The 18,666-nt window shown below is 41.9% G+C and carries 18 protein-coding genes; 5 read left to right on the top strand and 13 right to left on the bottom strand.

What is annotated here, in order from left to right; all coding sequences use genetic code 11:
* Positions 1 to 22 precede the first annotated feature (22 nt).
* The 5 genes from C6Y06_RS05270 to C6Y06_RS05250 form a co-directional block, all read right to left on the bottom strand.
* Positions 23 to 940 (bottom strand): AEC family transporter, encoded by a 918-nt coding sequence (locus C6Y06_RS05270; RefSeq protein WP_066031771.1) that lies wholly within the window; start codon positions 938 to 940, stop codon positions 23 to 25.
* A gap of 88 nt (positions 941 to 1,028) precedes the next feature.
* On the bottom strand, positions 1,029 to 1,445 hold the full coding sequence (locus tag C6Y06_RS05265; RefSeq protein ID WP_066031112.1) for a VOC family protein: 417 nt from the start codon (positions 1,443 to 1,445) through the stop codon (positions 1,029 to 1,031).
* Between the two features lie 197 nt (positions 1,446 to 1,642).
* Positions 1,643 to 3,181 carry a bifunctional GNAT family N-acetyltransferase/carbon-nitrogen hydrolase family protein gene (locus C6Y06_RS05260; RefSeq protein ID WP_066031113.1) on the bottom strand — a complete coding sequence of 513 codons (1,539 nt, stop codon included), beginning with the start codon at positions 3,179 to 3,181 and terminating at the stop codon, positions 1,643 to 1,645.
* A gap of 15 nt (positions 3,182 to 3,196) precedes the next feature.
* Positions 3,197 to 3,862 (bottom strand): HAD family hydrolase, encoded by a 666-nt coding sequence (locus C6Y06_RS05255; protein WP_106036598.1) that lies wholly within the window; start codon positions 3,860 to 3,862, stop codon positions 3,197 to 3,199.
* Positions 3,863 to 4,171: 309 nt separating this feature from the next.
* Positions 4,172 to 4,522, bottom strand: coding sequence for a DUF5365 family protein (locus C6Y06_RS05250; protein WP_106036597.1), 351 nt, complete (start codon positions 4,520 to 4,522; stop codon positions 4,172 to 4,174).
* Positions 4,523 to 4,631: 109 nt separating this feature from the next.
* On the opposite strand from C6Y06_RS05250, the gene C6Y06_RS05245 reads away from it, so the two are divergent.
* Positions 4,632 to 5,540 (top strand): RluA family pseudouridine synthase, encoded by a 909-nt coding sequence (locus C6Y06_RS05245; RefSeq protein ID WP_106036596.1) that lies wholly within the window; start codon positions 4,632 to 4,634, stop codon positions 5,538 to 5,540.
* Between the two features lie 206 nt (positions 5,541 to 5,746).
* Here C6Y06_RS05245 and C6Y06_RS05240 read toward each other — a convergent pair whose 3' ends face one another.
* The 3 genes from C6Y06_RS05240 to C6Y06_RS05230 form a co-directional block, all read right to left on the bottom strand.
* The gene (locus C6Y06_RS05240; protein ID WP_106036595.1) at positions 5,747 to 6,313 is read right to left on the bottom strand and encodes a class D sortase; all 567 of its coding nucleotides are present in this window, start codon (positions 6,311 to 6,313) and stop codon (positions 5,747 to 5,749) included.
* A 46-nt stretch (positions 6,314 to 6,359) separates the two neighbouring features.
* A complete protein-coding gene (locus C6Y06_RS05235) occupies positions 6,360 to 9,263 on the bottom strand; it encodes a 5'-nucleotidase C-terminal domain-containing protein (protein ID WP_106036594.1) in 2,904 nt (967 codons plus the stop codon).
* An 85-nt stretch (positions 9,264 to 9,348) separates the two neighbouring features.
* Positions 9,349 to 12,729, bottom strand: a complete 3,381-nt coding sequence (locus tag C6Y06_RS05230) for a CheR family methyltransferase (protein WP_106036593.1) — start codon at positions 12,727 to 12,729, stop codon at positions 9,349 to 9,351.
* Positions 12,730 to 12,872: 143 nt separating this feature from the next.
* On the opposite strand from C6Y06_RS05230, the gene C6Y06_RS05225 reads away from it, so the two are divergent.
* Complete coding sequence (locus C6Y06_RS05225; RefSeq protein WP_012009386.1) at positions 12,873 to 13,517, top strand: spore coat protein; 645 nt, start codon at positions 12,873 to 12,875, stop codon at positions 13,515 to 13,517.
* 25 nt (positions 13,518 to 13,542) lie between these two features.
* Here the strand turns inward: C6Y06_RS05225 and C6Y06_RS05220 are convergent, their stop codons facing one another.
* Positions 13,543 to 14,418 carry a hypothetical protein gene (locus tag C6Y06_RS05220; protein WP_106036807.1) on the bottom strand — a complete coding sequence of 292 codons (876 nt, stop codon included), beginning with the start codon at positions 14,416 to 14,418 and terminating at the stop codon, positions 13,543 to 13,545.
* Positions 14,419 to 14,574: 156 nt separating this feature from the next.
* Complete coding sequence (locus tag C6Y06_RS05215) at positions 14,575 to 15,081, bottom strand: YhcN/YlaJ family sporulation lipoprotein (RefSeq protein WP_034663773.1); 507 nt, start codon at positions 15,079 to 15,081, stop codon at positions 14,575 to 14,577.
* Between the two features lie 152 nt (positions 15,082 to 15,233).
* On the opposite strand from C6Y06_RS05215, the gene C6Y06_RS05210 reads away from it, so the two are divergent.
* The gene (locus tag C6Y06_RS05210; RefSeq protein ID WP_034663775.1) at positions 15,234 to 15,632 is read left to right on the top strand and encodes a hypothetical protein; all 399 of its coding nucleotides are present in this window, start codon (positions 15,234 to 15,236) and stop codon (positions 15,630 to 15,632) included.
* Between the two features lie 34 nt (positions 15,633 to 15,666).
* Here the strand turns inward: C6Y06_RS05210 and C6Y06_RS05205 are convergent, their stop codons facing one another.
* Positions 15,667 to 16,047: a hypothetical protein gene (locus tag C6Y06_RS05205; RefSeq protein ID WP_060595841.1), complete on the bottom strand. Its 381-nt coding sequence runs from the start codon at positions 16,045 to 16,047 to the stop codon at positions 15,667 to 15,669.
* Positions 16,048 to 16,145: 98 nt separating this feature from the next.
* Between C6Y06_RS05205 and C6Y06_RS05200 the strand changes: the two genes are divergently transcribed.
* The gene (locus C6Y06_RS05200) at positions 16,146 to 17,237 is read left to right on the top strand and encodes a diguanylate cyclase (protein WP_034663781.1); all 1,092 of its coding nucleotides are present in this window, start codon (positions 16,146 to 16,148) and stop codon (positions 17,235 to 17,237) included.
* A 211-nt stretch (positions 17,238 to 17,448) separates the two neighbouring features.
* On the top strand, positions 17,449 to 17,649 hold the full coding sequence (gene cspB / locus C6Y06_RS05190) for a cold shock-like protein CspB (RefSeq protein ID WP_003212277.1): 201 nt from the start codon (positions 17,449 to 17,451) through the stop codon (positions 17,647 to 17,649).
* Between the two features lie 111 nt (positions 17,650 to 17,760).
* Here the strand turns inward: cspB and C6Y06_RS05185 are convergent, their stop codons facing one another.
* The gene (locus C6Y06_RS05185) at positions 17,761 to 18,120 is read right to left on the bottom strand and encodes a hypothetical protein (RefSeq protein WP_060595840.1); all 360 of its coding nucleotides are present in this window, start codon (positions 18,118 to 18,120) and stop codon (positions 17,761 to 17,763) included.
* Between the two features lie 13 nt (positions 18,121 to 18,133).
* Complete coding sequence (locus C6Y06_RS05180; protein ID WP_034663787.1) at positions 18,134 to 18,658, bottom strand: flavodoxin family protein; 525 nt, start codon at positions 18,656 to 18,658, stop codon at positions 18,134 to 18,136.
* Positions 18,659 to 18,666: the final 8 nt, after the last annotated feature.

Genomic DNA, 18,666 nt, shown 5'->3' with positions numbered 1-18,666 from the left:
CCCTTTGTTTGCCGCCTATCCCCTATCCCAGAGGGTGCATGGATAAAATCCATAATAAAACTGGTAATGTCACGATACTTAAGATTGTACTGAGAAATGTCGTGCTTGAGACAAACTCAGGCTTCGTTCGAAATTGTACAGCCATCAGCGTGGTATTTGCTGCTGTCGGCATGGCTGCCACTAAGATCATAATTTGTTTCACCATATCATCTACCGGTAAAATAACCGTAAAGCCAAATGCGATGAGTGGGGAGATAAACAGCTTCAGCAATACAGCATAAGAAATATTTCGATAATCCACTTGCTTAAAAGAGATCACGGCAAGCTGCATACCTAAAATAAGCATAATCGTCGGTATGGCAGCATTCCCTACAAGCTGAATACCCGTCATCAGCTCTTTAGGTAATGAAAGGTCAATCAGCTGAAATAATAGACCGATGAGCGCCCCGTAAGCAACCGGCATACGAAGCACTTTTTTCAGCACGACCTTTCCATCTCCCGCATCCTCTCCGCCCTTTGCTGCATAATACATGCCGATTGTACTCATGACAAGCTGCTGCAGCACCATCAACACGATCGCAATATCCAAACCTGCTGCTCCGAAGACAAGCAGCACAACGGGCGTGCCGTAGTTTCCATTGTTCATAAAGGATGACGACAGAATCATGGCACAATACGTTTCATTCGAATAACCATAAATACGAGATAATATAAAGACACATAAAATAAGTGCAAGACAAAGCCCGACAACAAAAATGGATAAATACACATAGTCCATCGACACTTTGTTTTGATAAAAGGTTTCAAACGCAAGAAATGGTGACATTAAATATAAAGACATTGATGAGAGCGTATGTATGTCAAAACCAATCGCCTTCTGTCCGATATACCCAATCAGAAATATGCCGAACACTGGCAGTAAGACAAGTAAAAACTCCATGCTGCACCTACTTTTCTCTAGTTGAATTCCAGATTCCTTCTGCTTCCTCATTATCATACCACTGATAAACAATAAAAAAGAAGCACCCTTATGAAAGGCCGCTTCTTTCCTCATCCATATAAAACACTTCCCACAAATGACCATCAAGATCCTGAAAGCTCCATCCATACATGAACTCATGATCCTGCTTCTCCTTAAACGGTGAACCGCCTGCTGCCATTGCCTGCTCGACAAGCTCATCGACCTCTTCTCGTGAATTGACACGAATAGAGATAATCACCTCTGATGCCTCTTTTGCGTCCACTAATTGTTTCTCTGAGATGGATTGAAAATGCCTAAGAGATAACAGCATGACGGTGATCGTGTCATCAATGACCAAACAGGCCGCCTGATCATTCGTGAACTGCTGCTCAAAGTCAAAACCCAGCTGCTCAAAAAAAGCGATAGATTCCTTCACGTGCTTTACCGGCAAATTGATATACAGATGTTTAGATTGTCGCCCCATATTCCTCTCCTTTTTGAACACATGATCTCCTTTCAGTATATTCTGCTTTTGCTCCAGCATCCCTTTGTCAATCGAAAAAATCTTATCCAATCAGATGTCCCTTTTTTAGCAGTGAAAGCGATCGCTCATTGCGCCACATTGTCTCTTTAAAAAATGTCATCAAAAAGAAGCGCCTCAACAATAGGCGCTTCCTTTCATTATTTCTTATATTCAATATGGTACACGTCTCTTCTTCGGTCTTTCAGCTGACGTACGGTCCCGTCTTGCCTTTGTCTTCTTAAAATTTCTAAATCGACATCACCAACGACAACCATCTCAATGTTTGGATTACACTCTCCTACAATCCCATCTCTTGCAAATTCAAAGTCTGATGGGGCAAATATAGCCGATTGTGCATATTGAACATCCATATTTTCGGTTTGCGGAAGGTTGCCAACTGTTCCCGAGATGACGGTATAAATCTGATTTTCAACCGCTCTCGCCTGTGCACAGTAACGTACTCTTAAATAGCCTTGGCGGTCTTCTGTACAGAACGGAGTGAAAATAATTTTCGCTCCTTTGTCAGCCGCGATCCGTGCAAGCTCAGGAAATTCAATATCGTAGCAAATTTGGATCGCAATTTTGCCGCAGTCTGTATCAAATACCCGGACCTGGTCACCAGCTGAAATCCCCCACCATTTTCTTTCATTCGGCGTGATGTGAAGTTTATATTGCTTTTCAATCGTTCCATCACGTCTAAATAAATAGGCGATATTGTAGATTTTCCCTTCCTCTTCTACAAAGTGGGACCCGCCGATGATATTAATGTTATATTTCACAGAAAGGTCTGTGAACAAATTAATGTAGTCCTCGGTATATTCCGTAATCCGCTGTACGGCAAGACTTGGTGAACGCTCTTCTAAATAAGACATGAGCTGCGTCGTAAAAATTTCTGGGAATACGGCAAAGTCAGCTGATGCATCTGATGCGACATCCACATAATACTCCACCTGATTCATAAATTCCTCAAAGGAATGAATTTGTTTCATCGCATATTGAATCACACAAATTCGAACGGGGAACGCCGATTTATAATATCTTTTCGATTGCGGGCGATAGTCGACATTGTTCCATTCCATTAACGTCGCATATGTGCTGGATGCTTTATCATCCGGCAGGTAATTCGGATTGATCCGCATGAGACTAAATTCATTTAACAGCTGAAAAGATAAAACGGGATCATAGATTTGGTGAAGCATCACCTGCTCCACATACTGGCGAGGCGTCATTTCCTCTTGGTATTTATGATAATTCGGAATGCGTCCGCCAATGATGATGCTTTTTAAATTTAATCTTCTCGCTAAGTCTTTTCTTGCTTCATACAAACGATGCCCAATTTTCATGCGGCGGTACTCAGGACCCACCATGACTTCGATTCCGTACATATTCATCCCATCAGGATTATGGTTTGTGATGTACCCATCATCTGTAATGTCCTGCCACGTGTGGCGATCATCGTATTCATCAAAGTTAATTAATAAACTTGAACAAGAGCCAATGATTTCTCCCTCGAATTCAGCACAAAACTGTCCTTCTGGGAAATGCTCAAGGTGGCTTTCAAGATGCTCTCGTTTCCAAGGGTCCATGCCTGGAAAGCATACCTCTTGCAAGGCAATGATTCGGTCAATATCCTCTTCACGGATATTACGGATCACCATTCTTTTTTCAAACCGCGTTAAGTCTAGTTTTTCTGCCATGATGTTTTTGCCCCCTTACTGATCCTCTTTTTCAAGCTGATGGAATAGCTGGAGCAATTCGATTTCAGCCATGGATTCTAATCTGACATCATATTCTTCAAATTGCAGCGTGCTCGTCACTTTGTTTGGGACGATGACACATTTCATACCTGCCCGTTTGGCAGCTACTGATCCATTCACAGAATCCTCAAATGCCACGCAATCTTTTGGCTCTACCCCTAAGCAGCGTGCGGTTTGCAAATAGAGCTCTGGATTTGGTTTGACTTCTTCCACATCATCTGACGTGCGGATACATTCAAAGTAGTCGAAAAGACCAATCTGCTTTAGGTGATCTGACACCCATTTATAGTCTGAGCTGGAAGCAAGTCCAATCTTGATCCCGAGCTCCTTTGCTGCTTCTAAATAAGCTTCTACGCCAGGTCTTGCTGATTCGTCCTTCATTCTTTTTTGAAAACGAGAACGCCGATCTGCTGTGAGTGTCTCATGATCCAGCGTCTTCCCTAGCTGCTTTTCCAAATATTCAAATGGCTTAAAGCCTGCCTGCGTCCCAATGACATTGCCCCATACGGAAAGAGGCAGCTCTGACTCATGCTCCGCAAACATTTCTTGTAAAACCTCATATTCATGTGTTTCTGTATCTAAAATTAATCCGTCAAAATCAAATATAATCGCCTTTACCAACGAGGCCACTCCTTTTTTTACGAAAGTCTTAAACATTTACTCAATGCTATCATATCGTGAATAAAATTGACTTTCAAAGATGAATGTCTGCTAAAATGATTATGTATAAAAGGAGCCTGCACCGTTTTGTCAGGCTCCTACCCGTGTTCTGTTCATTCTGTAAGAGATCCAAGCGCTCCGATTCGTGGAGAAATAGGCAATGTTGAAAAAGAGCGGGTTTGGTATTACAGATCTTAAAGGTTTCTCCGTTCCCTTAAAAATAGTATGTGCGAGGGCCTTGTAAGTTAACAAGGAAGTTCACACCATCTTTTACGCATTTTGAAGGTGACGGCTGACAAAATCATCTAGATCAAACGGAAAAGAAAAGCCGCAGGCATTGACCTGCTCACGGTTCCGCTCGAATAGCTCACGATCACGTTTGGTGATATGACGTTTCGGTTTTACAATTATGGTAAGTAATAGCTGAAGTCCCGATAAAATACGAAAAGCATCATCCATCGTCCCGTTATATACTCCATCAATAAAGGTAAGGGAGCGGTCTTTTTGACGCATATCCCGCTGCTGTCCATTGACAGCATGAGAAAGAAGATCTTCAACTTCCTTTGATATTTCTTCAATTGCCTGCTCTTGCAGGTCTGTAGCAGCTTTCATTAATCTCACGTGACATCTACCTCTCTGTCGTTATTTCTCCATTCAGAATAGCACAGAAAAAAAGGCGTTCGCCAAGGTAAGTGTTTCCTATATATACCCATAGAGAGGAACGGATATCATGATCATAAAAGGGCACACGCTCTCACTCAAAGTAGACGAGCAGTATCATCACACATCACTCAGTCATTTTTTAAAGACAGCCGTATCTGCATCAAAACCGATTATTCATTTTTGGATGGAGCATCAAAAAGTCCGTTTAAATCAAAAGCCTGCCCATCACGCGGCTAAAGTCAGTAAAGGCGATCAGATCATCATTGATTTATTTGAAACAGAAGAAAGTGATGTGGCACCAGAATACGGTGAATTAGAGGTGCTCTTCGAGGACGAGCATTTATTAATTGTGCAAAAACCTGCCGGACGGCCAACTCATCCGAATGAACAAGGACAAACGGGCACACTGGCTAACCTTGTGGCCTTCCATTTTCAAGCAAATGGAGAAGAAAAGAGGGTGAGACATATCCACAGGCTGGATCAAGACACAAGCGGCACCGTCATTTTTGCAAAGCATAGATTAGCCCATGCGGCTCTTGATCAAATGCTTTCTAAAAAAACAATCAGCCGAACATACATCGCCATCGCAGAGGGGCTTTTCAAAAAAAAGAAAGGCACCATTGATGCAGCGATCGGCCGTGACAAACACCATGCAGTCAGACGAAGAATCTCCCCTACTGGACAAAAAGCTGTGACTCATTTTCAGGTCATGGACATGAATAAACGTCTGCAAATGACAGCCGTTAAACTGCAATTAGAGACGGGTAGAACGCATCAAATTCGTGTCCACCTTAGCAATCTCGGGCATCCACTAGCTGGGGACACTTTATATGAGGGAGTTCGTGATTACATCAACAGGTGTGCTCTTCACGCCAAGCAAGTTGACATGAAACACCCCTTTACAGGTGAGCATCTGATCATCGAAGCACCTCTACCACCTGATATGGACCAGCTCATGAATAAAATCATCCATTAAAATAAAGAGCCTGCATTTGATTAGCAGGATCTCAGATTGTTGACAAAGGGCTAAAATAATCTTATTTTAGCCCTTTCTTCTTTTCAGCGTGATAGAAAACCTTTGCAGTTCTAGGAAGGACGAGCACCGGAACGTAGATCTGACAACGAATGCAAGGGTTTGTCTACACGCTGGGAGCCTGCATATGATCAGCAGGCTCTTTTTCTTTAGACAGACGCTCTTTTTGCATAAATAATGTACCGCTCTGGTGCATTGCCGACAAAATGAAAAGGATAGCATGTGGTTAACACCAGCTCTTCCTTTTCATTCTGCAACGTAATAATGGATGTATCATGCTGATCGACAATTTTCGTATGCGTGATTTCATACACAAACTCACCATACGGCACAGTGATTTTCAGCTGATCTCCAATATCCAGTTCACCTGTCCGGCGAAACACCGTGTCACGGTGGCCAGATAGGACGATTTGTCCATTCTGATCAGGATAATAACTGCCTTTGTAGTGTCCTACTCCCTTTGCAAGGTCATCCGCATCCGTCCCTTCGACAATGGGAAGGTCTGCTTTTAATTTTGGAATCGTCAGGATGCCAGAAGCTTTCCCCACTTCTGGAGCAAACTGCTTTTTGGACATCCCTTGATCGTCCGCCACAGCCTTCTTCGCTTCGTCTAATGATTGGGCTGTTTGAAGATGAGTAGAGGCGATTTGCCAAATCCCCCAGCCGAGCAGAACAATCCCGGCTGTCATTACAGTCAGTGCAAGCCACTTTTTCATGCTTAAACTCCTTTGCCTGTTACATTTCTCTTAGATGATACGCTCTTTAGCTTGCTGCTTTTTCTTCTTGTTTTGCTTTTTGAATTCGCCCCTCTTTTTGATACACAATGGAAGCTCCCTCAAAGCTTTTGACAAAAGCGACAGTGGCTTCTAAGTCTTCTGGGCCTGTTTCAGGGTTTTTCCCAAGTCTGCCTATTGGTGCATATTTACTGCCAGTTGCAGTTGCCATGAAGTTATTCACAGTGAGTGTATACGTTTGATCGAAAGCTACGGCTGAACCATCTGGCAGCTTCAAGTCGACTACTTTATATGTTACCGGATCATAGGAATATGAAAAGCCTGAAATGCTATAATCTGGTCCAAATTGTGGAGAAATTTGAGCTTCTATGATCTCAACTAAGTCTTTTCCCTTGATCTCCAGTTTGACTAAAACGTTGCCGAATGGCTGAATATTAAAGAGATCTCCCCACGTTATCGGCCCTTTTTCAAGGTTTTGCCTAATGCCCCCTCCATTCATCATGGCAAAGTCACTTTTCATTGAATATCTCATACCATCTGCAATCAAATTACCGAGCGGCGTGTCCCCATCATTTGAATAGCCGCCTTCCATTTTAACCCCAGCTTCTCCAACAACCTCACTAATAATCGGCTCCACTTCTTTCCCGTAATGAACCAAGATGTCTGCTGCTTCCTTGTCCTTTTCTATACCAGCTTGATCTACATACTGGATATTTGCACTCTTTTTGACGATATCCTTCGTTTTGCGGTCAAGTGTCACATTGACTTCGCCAATCGCCTTCCCATATTCAAAGGCTTGCACAATTAATTTCCCATTGACCTCTCCATTGACCACTTCGTGATTATGCCCTGCAAAGATGACGTCAATTTCATCATCACCTTCTTTGGCAAGCTTTGCACTCTCTCCAGTGATCGTATCGCCATTTTGAGAGGCTGTCATATGAGCTAAAACTGCAATGGCTTTAACCCCTTTTTGTTTTAGTTCCTTCGTGGCTTCATTCACGGCTTTGACTTCATCTGTAAACTGAATGTCTTTAATCCCTTCTGGCATGACCATTCCTGCGGCTGACTTGGTCACAACACCGATAAATGCGACTGGGATTCCTTCGACATCGATGATTTCATAAGCCGGTAAAAGTGGCTTACCTGTATCCTTGTATTCACAGTTCGCACAAACGAGCGGGAAGTTCTGTCCGTCATACCCCTTTGTGCCTTTAGGATGTTCTCCGCCATTTAAGATACGCAATAGCTCGTCTACCCCTTCATCAAATTCATGGTTGCCGACCGTGCCCACATCAAAGCCAATGTTCTCCATGAGTTCAACGGTTGGTTCATCTTGCAGTAGAGAAGATATTGGAGAGCTCCCGCCAATCATATCTCCAGCATGGACCGTGATCGTATTTTTGTGCGCTGCTTGTTTTTGTTTCATATAGGCGGCGACATAATCCATTCGTCCGTACATGCCTTTACTGCCATCACCTTTGAGATCCAGCTCGTATTCTTGATCAATTTTACCGTGTAAATCATTCATACTTAAAATCGTTAATGGTACTTCGCTTGCATCCTTTGCCGGCTGATAGCCAGCCTGCTCTGCTTCTTCTTTGGAAGCAAAAAAGATCCGTTTTTCCACATCGATTTCTTTCCATTTGTCAGGGGAGACGTAGGTTTTCACAGATGAGTCGCCGACATAGCGTGCCAGTCCTTTTTTCTGCTCACGTGCTCTAAATTCAAATGGCTGTTCCAGCAGAGGGTCCGCTTCGTTCCATATGCCCTGTCCTTTTTCTTTTGCTTCTTTTACTGCTTTTTGAAACGTATGATAGTCCTTTTCATCTCCAACTGGCCAGATGAAGTAAGTAGGGGCATATCCTTTTTTTACAAGCTCTAGATTTGTATTTAGCCCTTTTTTGGTCTTCACTTGAGCTAAAAGACGTCCATAGCTGTCCTTCGCTTCAGGACCAATCTTTAATGTGACTTGGTCACCGCTTGAAAGAAGTGTTTTTAAATAGTCAGTCGCCTGCTGTCCAAAACGCAATTGGTTTTGGTCTAATTCATTTTTTGGCTTATGATACGTTTCCGGCGTGTCCATATTCACAAAACGCACCTTTGTTGTACCAAGAACAGGCTTCTTTAGATGAATCGTATCTCCATCCACCACACGGTCAACTGTTGCTTTGTATTCCTTCTTCATCTTTGGCGGCTTTGGCTGGCGTTTCAGCAGTTTGATATCATCCTTATGTCTTGGAAGCACCTGCAGCGTATCATACCTGCTTAACACCCCTGTAAACTCGTACCATTTCCCTGTCTTTACTTTATCAATAGCATTTGTATCGACCATCACTCTCAGGATGGTGCTGTGGTATTTTTTATCAATGATCACCACATTGTATCCACCGCCAGCCGGCTGCGCTGGTTTTGCCTCAACATAGCCTTTAATCTTCACTAGTCTTCCTTCATGTTTACCGGCTTGATCCGTTTCTAGTTGTTTAACGGACACTCGCTTCGCCTTTGGCAAAGTTTGATTCACAGCATCTATCTTCAGGCGGCCTTGATCTGGCACAATTTCAATCATTCCTTTATAAGACGTGATCTTACCAGTCACTGTCACCTTCATGCCTGCTTTTAGTTCCGGGAAGTGATTGGGCTGCGCTGAATAAATATTGATTCCAGCTGATTTGTCTTGAATGTATGTGGACAATTTCCCATTGCCTACAGCGGATTGATCTGCTGTCACAATTCCGCTCACCGTCACGGTCTCTCCTATTAGCTGACGGGCTTTTTTGATCTGCACGATCTTTTTTTGCTTCCACACCATTTCCTTCTTTTCAGATGCACTGACCTCGCCTCCTGTGATCATGCCAGGCAGTAAGGATTGCAAACTAAAGATCATCAAAACCAAACAACAAATCATTCGAATAGATAGCATTCGTTTCATTAGACCTCTCCCCTTTGCGCTTCATCTCTCATAGTGTACAAAGTAAATATTGATGTTGAATGGATTTCATGTAAAACTTGTCTTTTTAACTCATCGGAAAGGTAATAATCACACGTGTTCCCTCAAAGCTTTTACTTTCAAAACGAATGGTGCCGCCATGGCTTTCAATGATTTTAATGGTCATCATTAAACCAAGGCCTGTCCCCTTTTCTTTTGTAGTATAAAAAGGTTCACCGAGCTTCCCTATTTCGTCCTCTGGTATTCCCTTTCCTTGGTCTTCAAATATCAACATCATTTGATGATCTTTCATGAGAGAGGTCACCTTGATGACACCTGTCACACCATCCATCGCTTCAATTCCGTTTTTAAGGATATTCAGGAAGACTTGTTTTAATTCATTCGGAATGCCTTGAATGTTAGGGAGCGACGGAGACAGATTTTTCTGAATGGACACGCCTTTTAAGACCGCCTGGGATTCAACAACCATGATCACTTCTTCGAGCAGAAGATTGACATGTACCGGTTCAAATTTCACCGATTTGCTTCTAGAAAGAACGAGGAATTCATTAATAATTGACTCGAGCCGATTAAACTCTGACATCATCACATCTGCATAATCTTTCTGATACTTCTTACTTTGAATCATCAGCTGTAAAAATCCTTTTAACGATGTAAGCGGGTTCCGTATCTCATGAGCGATACCTGCTGCAAGCTGCCCTACTGCCGACAGCATCTCTGATTTCATCAGCATCTTCTCTGACTGCTTTTGATTGGTGATATCCTCTGAAATCCGCATCACGGTTGACTGCATTTTGTCAGGATCATCGATTCGATGTAAAGAGACTCTCTCCCATCGTTCGCGCCCAGATAAATCTTGAAAGTACAGCTCACCTGTCCAGCTGCCCTCTTTTAAACAAACCTTCCATTGCTTCTCTAAATCATCACATTGACATAGCGAATGGTAGACAGAAAAAATATCTTTGCCGATCAGGTCATATTCATGCTGCTGGACAAACTGACAGAAACGCTGATTCACGCACTGGATAACCCCTTCCTCCGTTGCAACTACAATATGAATATGGCTGTTATCAAGCGCCGTCACCGCTAGATGAAGCGACTGTTTGATTTTCGTTACTTCGGTCATTTTAATCCAAGTCATCACCGCTCCTTCATGCTCTTGATCGAAGATAGGTGTGATGTGAACGGTGAATTGCTCTCCTTCGTTCGTTTCAATTTCACGTTCGATCGCGCGCCTATCCGATATGACGGATTGGATATCATGATAGAGCGTTTCCTGCGTAAGCTTTTTAGCCATCGACTGAAAGGATTGCTGATGCCTGATTTTCGCTGAAGTAAATAAAGAGGCAGCTGTAGGAGTGTAATAGCGAATATTCATGTCCCTGTCCACAAACAACGTCGCAAGCTCCGGCTTGACAGAGGGTCTGTACAGTTTTTCTCTTGTCACTCTTAAGTTGTTTATGATATTAATAAAATGCTCGTGTTTTTTCTCAAACTCCTCTAATTGCGTGTGTTTCGCTTTTAATTGAGCCCTTGCCTCCTGCTCCTTTTGTTTGACTTCATTGAGTTCATTTTCTAAATCGACAATACGCTGTTGATAGACTGAATTCTGATCTGACATTCCTTTGCCCCTGCCGTTATTTTGATTTTTTCCTCTCTCATTCATTCGAATGAGAATGACGTAAACTCCCTTAAAACGGCGGTCAAAACTTTTCACGGTAAAATCTGCATACTGCTTGCTGCCTTTTTCCGAAATGAGAACATGTTGAGACACAACCTCTGTCTCGTCTGTCCACACCTTTTGAAAGGTTTGACTCAACATCTCTTTCATATAATCAGGTGTTACATATTCACATGCTTGATCTGACACTTCTGTATGGTCTAAAAAAGAATACGCACCATTTGATAATGCCAGGATTTCGTCACTATCGTTGATAATCATACATGCATCATAATCCTCGCTTACTTCTTGCATATATTGTGCGGCTCGCGCTTTCAACTCGATATCACGAGCGTCTGGTGCCCAAGGGACATGTGGTTTAGAAACGTTTGAATGGGTGTAAATGTTCCATTTTTCATTGAACAAATGAAACAAACGAGGGATATTGGGTACAGTTTCATTTGGCCCTAATATCAACATCCCTTGATCTTTTAAAGCATATTGGAATCGGGACAATATTCGTTTTTGCACTTCAGGCTGGAAGTACATCAGAACATTTCGGCAGCTGATAAAATCGAGGTGGATAAAAGGTGAATCGATCAATAAATTGTGAGGTGCAAAGACAATATGTTTTCTAAGCGACTGCTTCACAATAAAAGCGTCACCTTTCCTTTCGAAATATCGCGCCCGCCATTTTTCCGGCATCCTTGCCATAGACTCTACTGAGTAAAGACCTTTACTAGCTGTTTGAATGGCTTTCCGGTTGATATCTGTTGCAAATACTTGAAGTTCAATGGTCACTTGTCTTCGCTTCATTTCTTCTAAAAATAAGATCGTAAAAGAATAGGCCTCCTCTCCTGTCGAACATCCCGCAATCCAAATACGGCATCGAGATTTCCCGTTTTTCACCGCATTTTCAATGATCGACGGAATGATCTGATGTTCACATACACGAAAAGCCTCCATATCCCTAAAAAAAGACGTCATGCCGCTTAAAAGCTGCGCGTGCAGGCGATCAAGCTCATCTGGTTCTCTTTCTAATAAGCAGTCGTACTCTGATAATAATGAAATCCGTTTTTTTGCAATCCTCATTCGTTTTTGAATGACAGATAGCAGCCTTTTCTTTTGATAGGTTGAAAAGGCAATGCCTTTATACATTTCAAGACGTTCAATAATTCTCAGTAAAACAGGATCTGCCTCATCGACATGCGGGACGTTGATGATATTGGCGATATATGCCGCAAGGGTTGAAGGGTCTTTGAATGTTTGTTGATACAAGGTGTCAAAACCGCTTTCTACCTCACTGCACGATAAAGCTGTACCGCCTTGCTCAACCAACTGAAGCAAGCCACTTCCCACACAATGACCTTTTTGAAAGAAAATCGCAAAAGCCTCTTCCTTTTGAACGCTGGCAAGAGACTGAAAAAGCAAGTCCACAGAGCAAGCCATGCACGCCGGCAGCTGCTCTGATAGGTGCAGCCGCTGATCTTCTGTTAACGTCACAACCGCATGCTGTGGACAAAAATAAATCGTCTTCTTCATGACTTTCTCACCATGTTTAATCGTTTTTGCCCGGTAGCCAATCGGTAAAACAAGTGCTTCCAAATCAGTTATACAATCGTCCGTCACATGATTTTGCACAACAATAAAAGAGGCATTTAATTCATGTGGAAATGATTGAAAAAAAGCCTCAAGATGATGCTGTTCAAACGGTGAAACACCGATGCCAATCACTGGTGCCTGCACATGTTCGTCTTCTATCAAACGATTAATGATTTTGTCCTGCATCTGGTACCCCCATGTTCATTCGTCTGATACTTTTTTTCGACAAAAAGGAAGAAAACCCTCTAATTGTAAATAATGTTTTTGCATGAAAGAAGGAAAACATCCTCACATTAAAACAGATTGTATAAACAGAAGGAGGAATCTCAATGCAAAACGATCAGCAACCAATGTTTCAAGGAAGCGCTCCCCAGCCCGAGCTCAATCATGGCGGACATGAGTTATTCGATTTACATGAAATTTTAGCCGGCACGATTAATATTTTGGATCAGTATATGATCCTGCGGCAGTTTATTCAGGATCCTGCATTATCCGACATCTTGGATCGACAATACCAATTCGTTTTATCTCAGTACAATGTCACTGTAGATTGTTTTTCTACCGGCCAAAAGCCTAGTGAAGAAACCGCTACTTATATGATGAAAGAGCACACACAAGTGACGTACGGGATCAAGCCTTCTCAGCCGAAGAAGCCGAATCAGTCATTACAGGATGTAAAAGACTTGGGCATCACAGGGCATATGCTCAGCCTGGTCAAATCACATGCTGGATTACTTTCCATGTCTGCATTAGAAGTAACAAATCCAGTTGTCAGACGTGTGCTTGCTGCGCAAATCCCGAACTTTATTGAAATGGCCTATGAAATTTTCTTGTATCAAAACAAGCATGGCTACTATCAAGTTCCCCAGCTTTCCAGACAAGACATGACAGCCATGACATCAGCTTTCGCACCGCTTCAAGGGCAGGTTCAAATGCCGCCAAGCAAAGCCAATCAGCAAAAACCCCTTCATTAAAAAAACGGCTGACCCTTTTCTCTGGTCAGCCGTTTTTTCTTTGATACATCTTGTTAAACTGATCTTCAAAATCTGCTAGCCGCTGCCCTGTCGCCTGTTCAAAGCCTTTAGCAAATTGACCTGTTTTCGCCGTTTCCTGCATGATCTCATGTATGATATCTCGTCCGTAAAGCTGCACCAGCTCATAGATCATATAATAGCTTTGCAAATAAACATCTGTCTCATACGCCATCCGGGCGTCCTGCCAATCTTGATCGGAATGAAGAGATTGAAAGGGAATGACGTCGAACCGTTCAGACGTGGCATTTAACACGTCATAGGCCGTCCATTCTGCTGTTCCTTCATGGAACCAAAGCGGAAAGATCACTGGAGACACTTCATAAGAATGAACTTTTTCATAGAAAACAAAGTGAGCATATTCATGAATAAATAACGTGTTGAAAAAGTATAAAGGCAGTGTCTCTTTCTTCAATAATGCTTCCCGTTTATCTGGATATAACCCAATCATTTGATCATGATCGGAGTAAAAACCCGTAATATGCTTGATTCCGGCAAATTGCTCGATCGTCTCTTTATCATCAAAATAAATAATGTCTAAAGGTTTGTCAGTTTCAAATTGAAACACTGACGCTGTCCTCTTCTTTGCCTGATCCATGGCCTCGATTGTCAGGTCAACAAAAGCGTCCTCTTCCTCTGCATAGTATATTCTAATATGTTCATAAACTTGCTTATTGAGTCCCTCCGTTAATATGGTTTTAGGAGAAGACTGCTGCTCTAAATATTGTCCTGTCAGCTGAAACGCAACATAAATCAAGTACGCGGTGAAAGCATAAAAAATGAGACCTGCTGCAATCATTCCGCCTACAAGCTTTTTATGAATCAATGACGGCTTGGCTTTCATTTGCTCCCCACCTGAATTCATCCTGCAGCCTCTTTCTCTTTCTATGAAGAAACAAAGATCAACAAGAGGTGATATATTTTTTACTTTATGCAGTCAGGTGCGCAAGGTGCGGTTCCAAACAAAAAAGCCGCATATGACATACGGCTTTTGTCGTAGCTATTTTGATTCAGGGAAGACACGCCGAACCGTTTCAGTAAATTCATCGAAAAATCCTGAAATTGGCTCTCCGCTTCTAATACGTTTTCCGTATCCTTCCATACGATCGATAAAGTCTGGATTCGCAGATACATACACGTTGTCGATTTGTTGATCCGTTGATTTGACTTTGTCTGAAATTTTCTTTTTCAGATCGTCCGTCACATTACCGCTTTTATCGCCTTCAAGCATAACGGCAACAAATGCATTTTTTCCTGTGACAAGCACGTTCGCTGTTTTCACTTCAGACATGTTGGCTACAAGCTCAGACGCTTTATCTGCCACTTTGACCTTCTGAGGTGTTTGAACATTTGGTTCGTCCTGTCTCATATTGTCATTCTTATATGTGACATTTTCATACTGTCGTTTCATTGTTCCTCTTCGCTCATCGCCCTGGTTGTTCATTCCACATCCAGTGGTGATCAATGTTGGAACGAGTAGTAAAGATAGCATCCATTTCTTATTCATCAATTATTCCCTCCTTTTGCTCATAGGTTTTTCATCCAGCCGGCTTTTTATGCACACATTTCTATTTCATAAAATGAATTCATAATTCAGCCTGCTTTGGTCATCCTAAACATGATGAAAAAGTATCATCATGATCAAATGGAGGGATTCGTTTGTTTAAGAAAAGAAAAGGCATGAGCACTGGCGCAATGATTGCAGTATCAACAGCCATCATTGCATTATTTTCTCCGGTTTTACGAAGAAGGCTGAAAAGCATGACGCAAATGAATATGTCTTCAATGATGAAAGGAAAAAGCCATCAGCACCATGACTCATCTCGTCACGAGTCACACGCACAGAATGAATCAAAGGGAACTGCGGAAATCGGACAAATGATGAAGCAGGCATTCACTGCTGTACAGCCAAATCATACGAATCAGCACCAATCGACATCAAGAAACCATCAGCCAAGAGAGTCTTATGCACAGTCTCTCCATATTGATGAAAGTGTCATGAATGTGATGGATGATGAATCAATCCAGCAAGTAATCAATGACATCGAGCACAAATAAGAAAACAGGAGCCTTCATAAATAGAGGCTCCTGTTTATTCTCCTGAAAAATGTTCTTTCACCATCACAGAGAAGAAAGGTAAAAAGGTGATTTCAACTGTTGTGATAAAATCGTCATAAGCTTCTACTATGATTAAGAGCTCTTTCTCGTTTGGCCTGTCCTTTTTTATCTCTACATGCTGCACGGTTTTAAAATCATATATGCCTAAAACAGATGCCTCTTTTTTTCGAACAGCCTTTAACGTAAATTCTTGACTTCCAAGGTACATCGTGACAACGAAGCGCTCGTCTTGATTTTCAAATCGAAATGTCAGGTTTTGATATTCAATAGGCATACCTCTCTCGAACCTTTCATCAGGCTCCGTTTCAAAAAAAGAAAGCCAGTCCGTTTCATCTGGGAAGCGTTTTCCTCGCATGTGTTTCGATCCCCTCATAAGTGAAATTTTTATTAATTATCCTTTTTCCCCTTTTCTTTTGCAACAAATTTTAGTAATTTTAAAAAGGTGATTTTATTTTGCTAAGAGACCTCTTTATTAATTTAACAATTCTTGTCACTTTCCATTATTTATTTATGCTTGTGTTTAAAGAGAATTTTCTGAAGAAAGAAGATACCCTGCTCAGACAGCTATGCAAAGGCATTCTTTCTGGATTACTCGGTGTCCTTTTAATGTTCTTCTCTATCAAAGCAGGTCCAGCCATCATCGATTTAAGACATATCCCCCTTATTTTAACGGCCTTTTATGGAGGCATCGTCCAAACCATCATTGCAGCCTGTGTTGTGATCATTGGCCGATTATTAATTGATGCCAACGTCGGTTCTTTCATCAATATTTTTTCCATGATGATCATTGCAACAGCCTCTTTTTTAATTGCTGAGCGCCATATGAATCAAGTTGCGAAAATGCTTTTGTCCATTACGATCAGCAATGTGATTGCAACTTTTTTGTTTATCACGATTGCACATGAGACCTCTATTGAAGTCCATTCTGCCTATTGGATGTTCTCATATGTTGCAGGACTGTTTAACTTTTACGTCATTGAGCATCAAACAAAAGCATATCAGCTGTTAAATTTGTATAAATTCCAAGCTCATTATGACTTTTTAACAGGTGTTTTAAATAAACGGAAGTTCGATGAGGTCTTAAGTGATGCTTTTTCTATGAAATTTAAGCAGCCTATCCATCAAATGTCCCTTATTTACTTAGACATCGATTACTTCAAATCCATCAATGACCAATATGGACATCATGAGGGAGATATGGTTTTAAAAGAAATCGGAAAAAGGTTGATGAAAAACACAAGAAGCTCTGATTATATTGGCCGGATCGGCGGTGAGGAATTTGCTGTCCTTCTACCAAATTGTACAGTTGAAAAAACATGGCAGATTGCAGAACGCTTACGGAGAAAAATAGCAGATCAGCCGATATATTTACAAAATGGCATGTCCATTCATATCACAGTATCACTTGGGTGTGCTTATTACCCCGGAACAAGTGCAGACATCAAACAATTACCGATTATGGCTGATCAGGAGCTCTATAAAGCGAAGCAGTCTGGCCGAAATCAAGTGAGCTTCTCAGAGAGAAAAAGAGGCCAATTAATATAGGCTTTTTCCTCAATTTGTTAGCGCTAATTATTTTTAAAAAAGTTTTCGTATAACAGTTGTTTTTTCCCGCAAACACTGGTAAAGTAAAGGTAATTATTTTTGTTCGTATCATCTTTAAGAAGAAAGTTTTGAAAGAGTTTTCGTCTTTGAAGTTTGTGTAAGAGCAAGAATAGTGAATTTAAGCGTTAAGATCGCTTTAGGAGGAAATTTCATGTTAGAAGGTAAAGTAAAATGGTTCAACTCTGAAAAAGGTTTCGGATTCATCGAAGTAGAAGGTCAAGACGATGTATTCGTTCACTTCTCTGCTATCCAAGGCGAAGGCTTCAAAACTTTAGAAGAAGGTCAAGCAGTTTCTTTCGAAATCGTTGAAGGTAACCGTGGACCACAAGCTGCTAACGTTAACAAAGCGTAATTTAAGAGCATCTGCTCTTTAGCACTTTATAGAGTGAAGGAAAACCGTCCGGCTTCTGCCGGCGGTTTTTTTGTGCCATAAAAAAAGAGAACCTGCGAGAGGTTCTCTTTTTTATTTGTCCTTCTGCTTTAGCTTCTGTAAAGCAGAACGATACATATCATCATTCATTTTTGTCTCTGGTTCTTCTTCTTTGACAGGTGGTTCTGGCTGCTTAAACTTTTGAAGCGCCTGTCTATAAAAATCATCGCCAGACACTCGTTCATCCGTTTGAGAAGGCTTTGACGCTTCCTCTTCTTCTTCAGGCTCTACAGGTCTCGCCGCAACTTCTGACTCGCTGTGCGGCACGTCAGGCTGATTGGGCACATCTTCTTTGATCTCTTTCTTCTCGACCGAAGCGTGTCTGACATTGAACGCTACTAATCCGATAATGACTAGAACAGCAGCTACTAACGCTACAATAATCGTCGCCAAAAGAACCCTCTCCTTATCGCTTAAATGACGCAGTGACTGATGCTACACGTCTTCCTAATGCTTTGCCGAGTTCAATGCCTTCTGTAGAAATCACTTCATCAGAATCAATCGGACATGTCACACCTGCTCCATAGTAAGAGCCGTATAAAGCATTCTCTGGCACATTTCCAGGAAGGCCAACGACAAGCATCCCTTGATGGAACATTGGTGTAATCAAATTATGCATCGTCATTTCTAAACCGCCGTGCGTTGTAGCAGTTGTACAGAAAACGGCACCGACTTTATCGATCAGTTTTCCCTCTGCCCATAGGTAGCCAAGACGGTCAATCCATGTCTTTAACCCAGAACTAATGGTACCAAAGTGACCAGGGCAGCCCCAAATGATCGCATCCATTTGATCCAGCTTGCGAATATCCGCATCTTTCACGTGATCGACGAATACTTCAGCTTGCTCTGTTTCACCTGCGCCTGCTGCAATTGCTTCTGCCAGTGCTTTTGTATGGTCACCTTCACTATCGTATACGACATAAATTTTCATGTACGGTC

The sequence above is a fragment of the Bacillus sp. MZGC1 genome, assembly GCF_002998605.1.
Classification (GTDB): domain Bacteria; phylum Bacillota; class Bacilli; order Bacillales; family Bacillaceae; genus Bacillus.
This window is presented reverse-complemented; position numbering and strand designations above follow the sequence as displayed.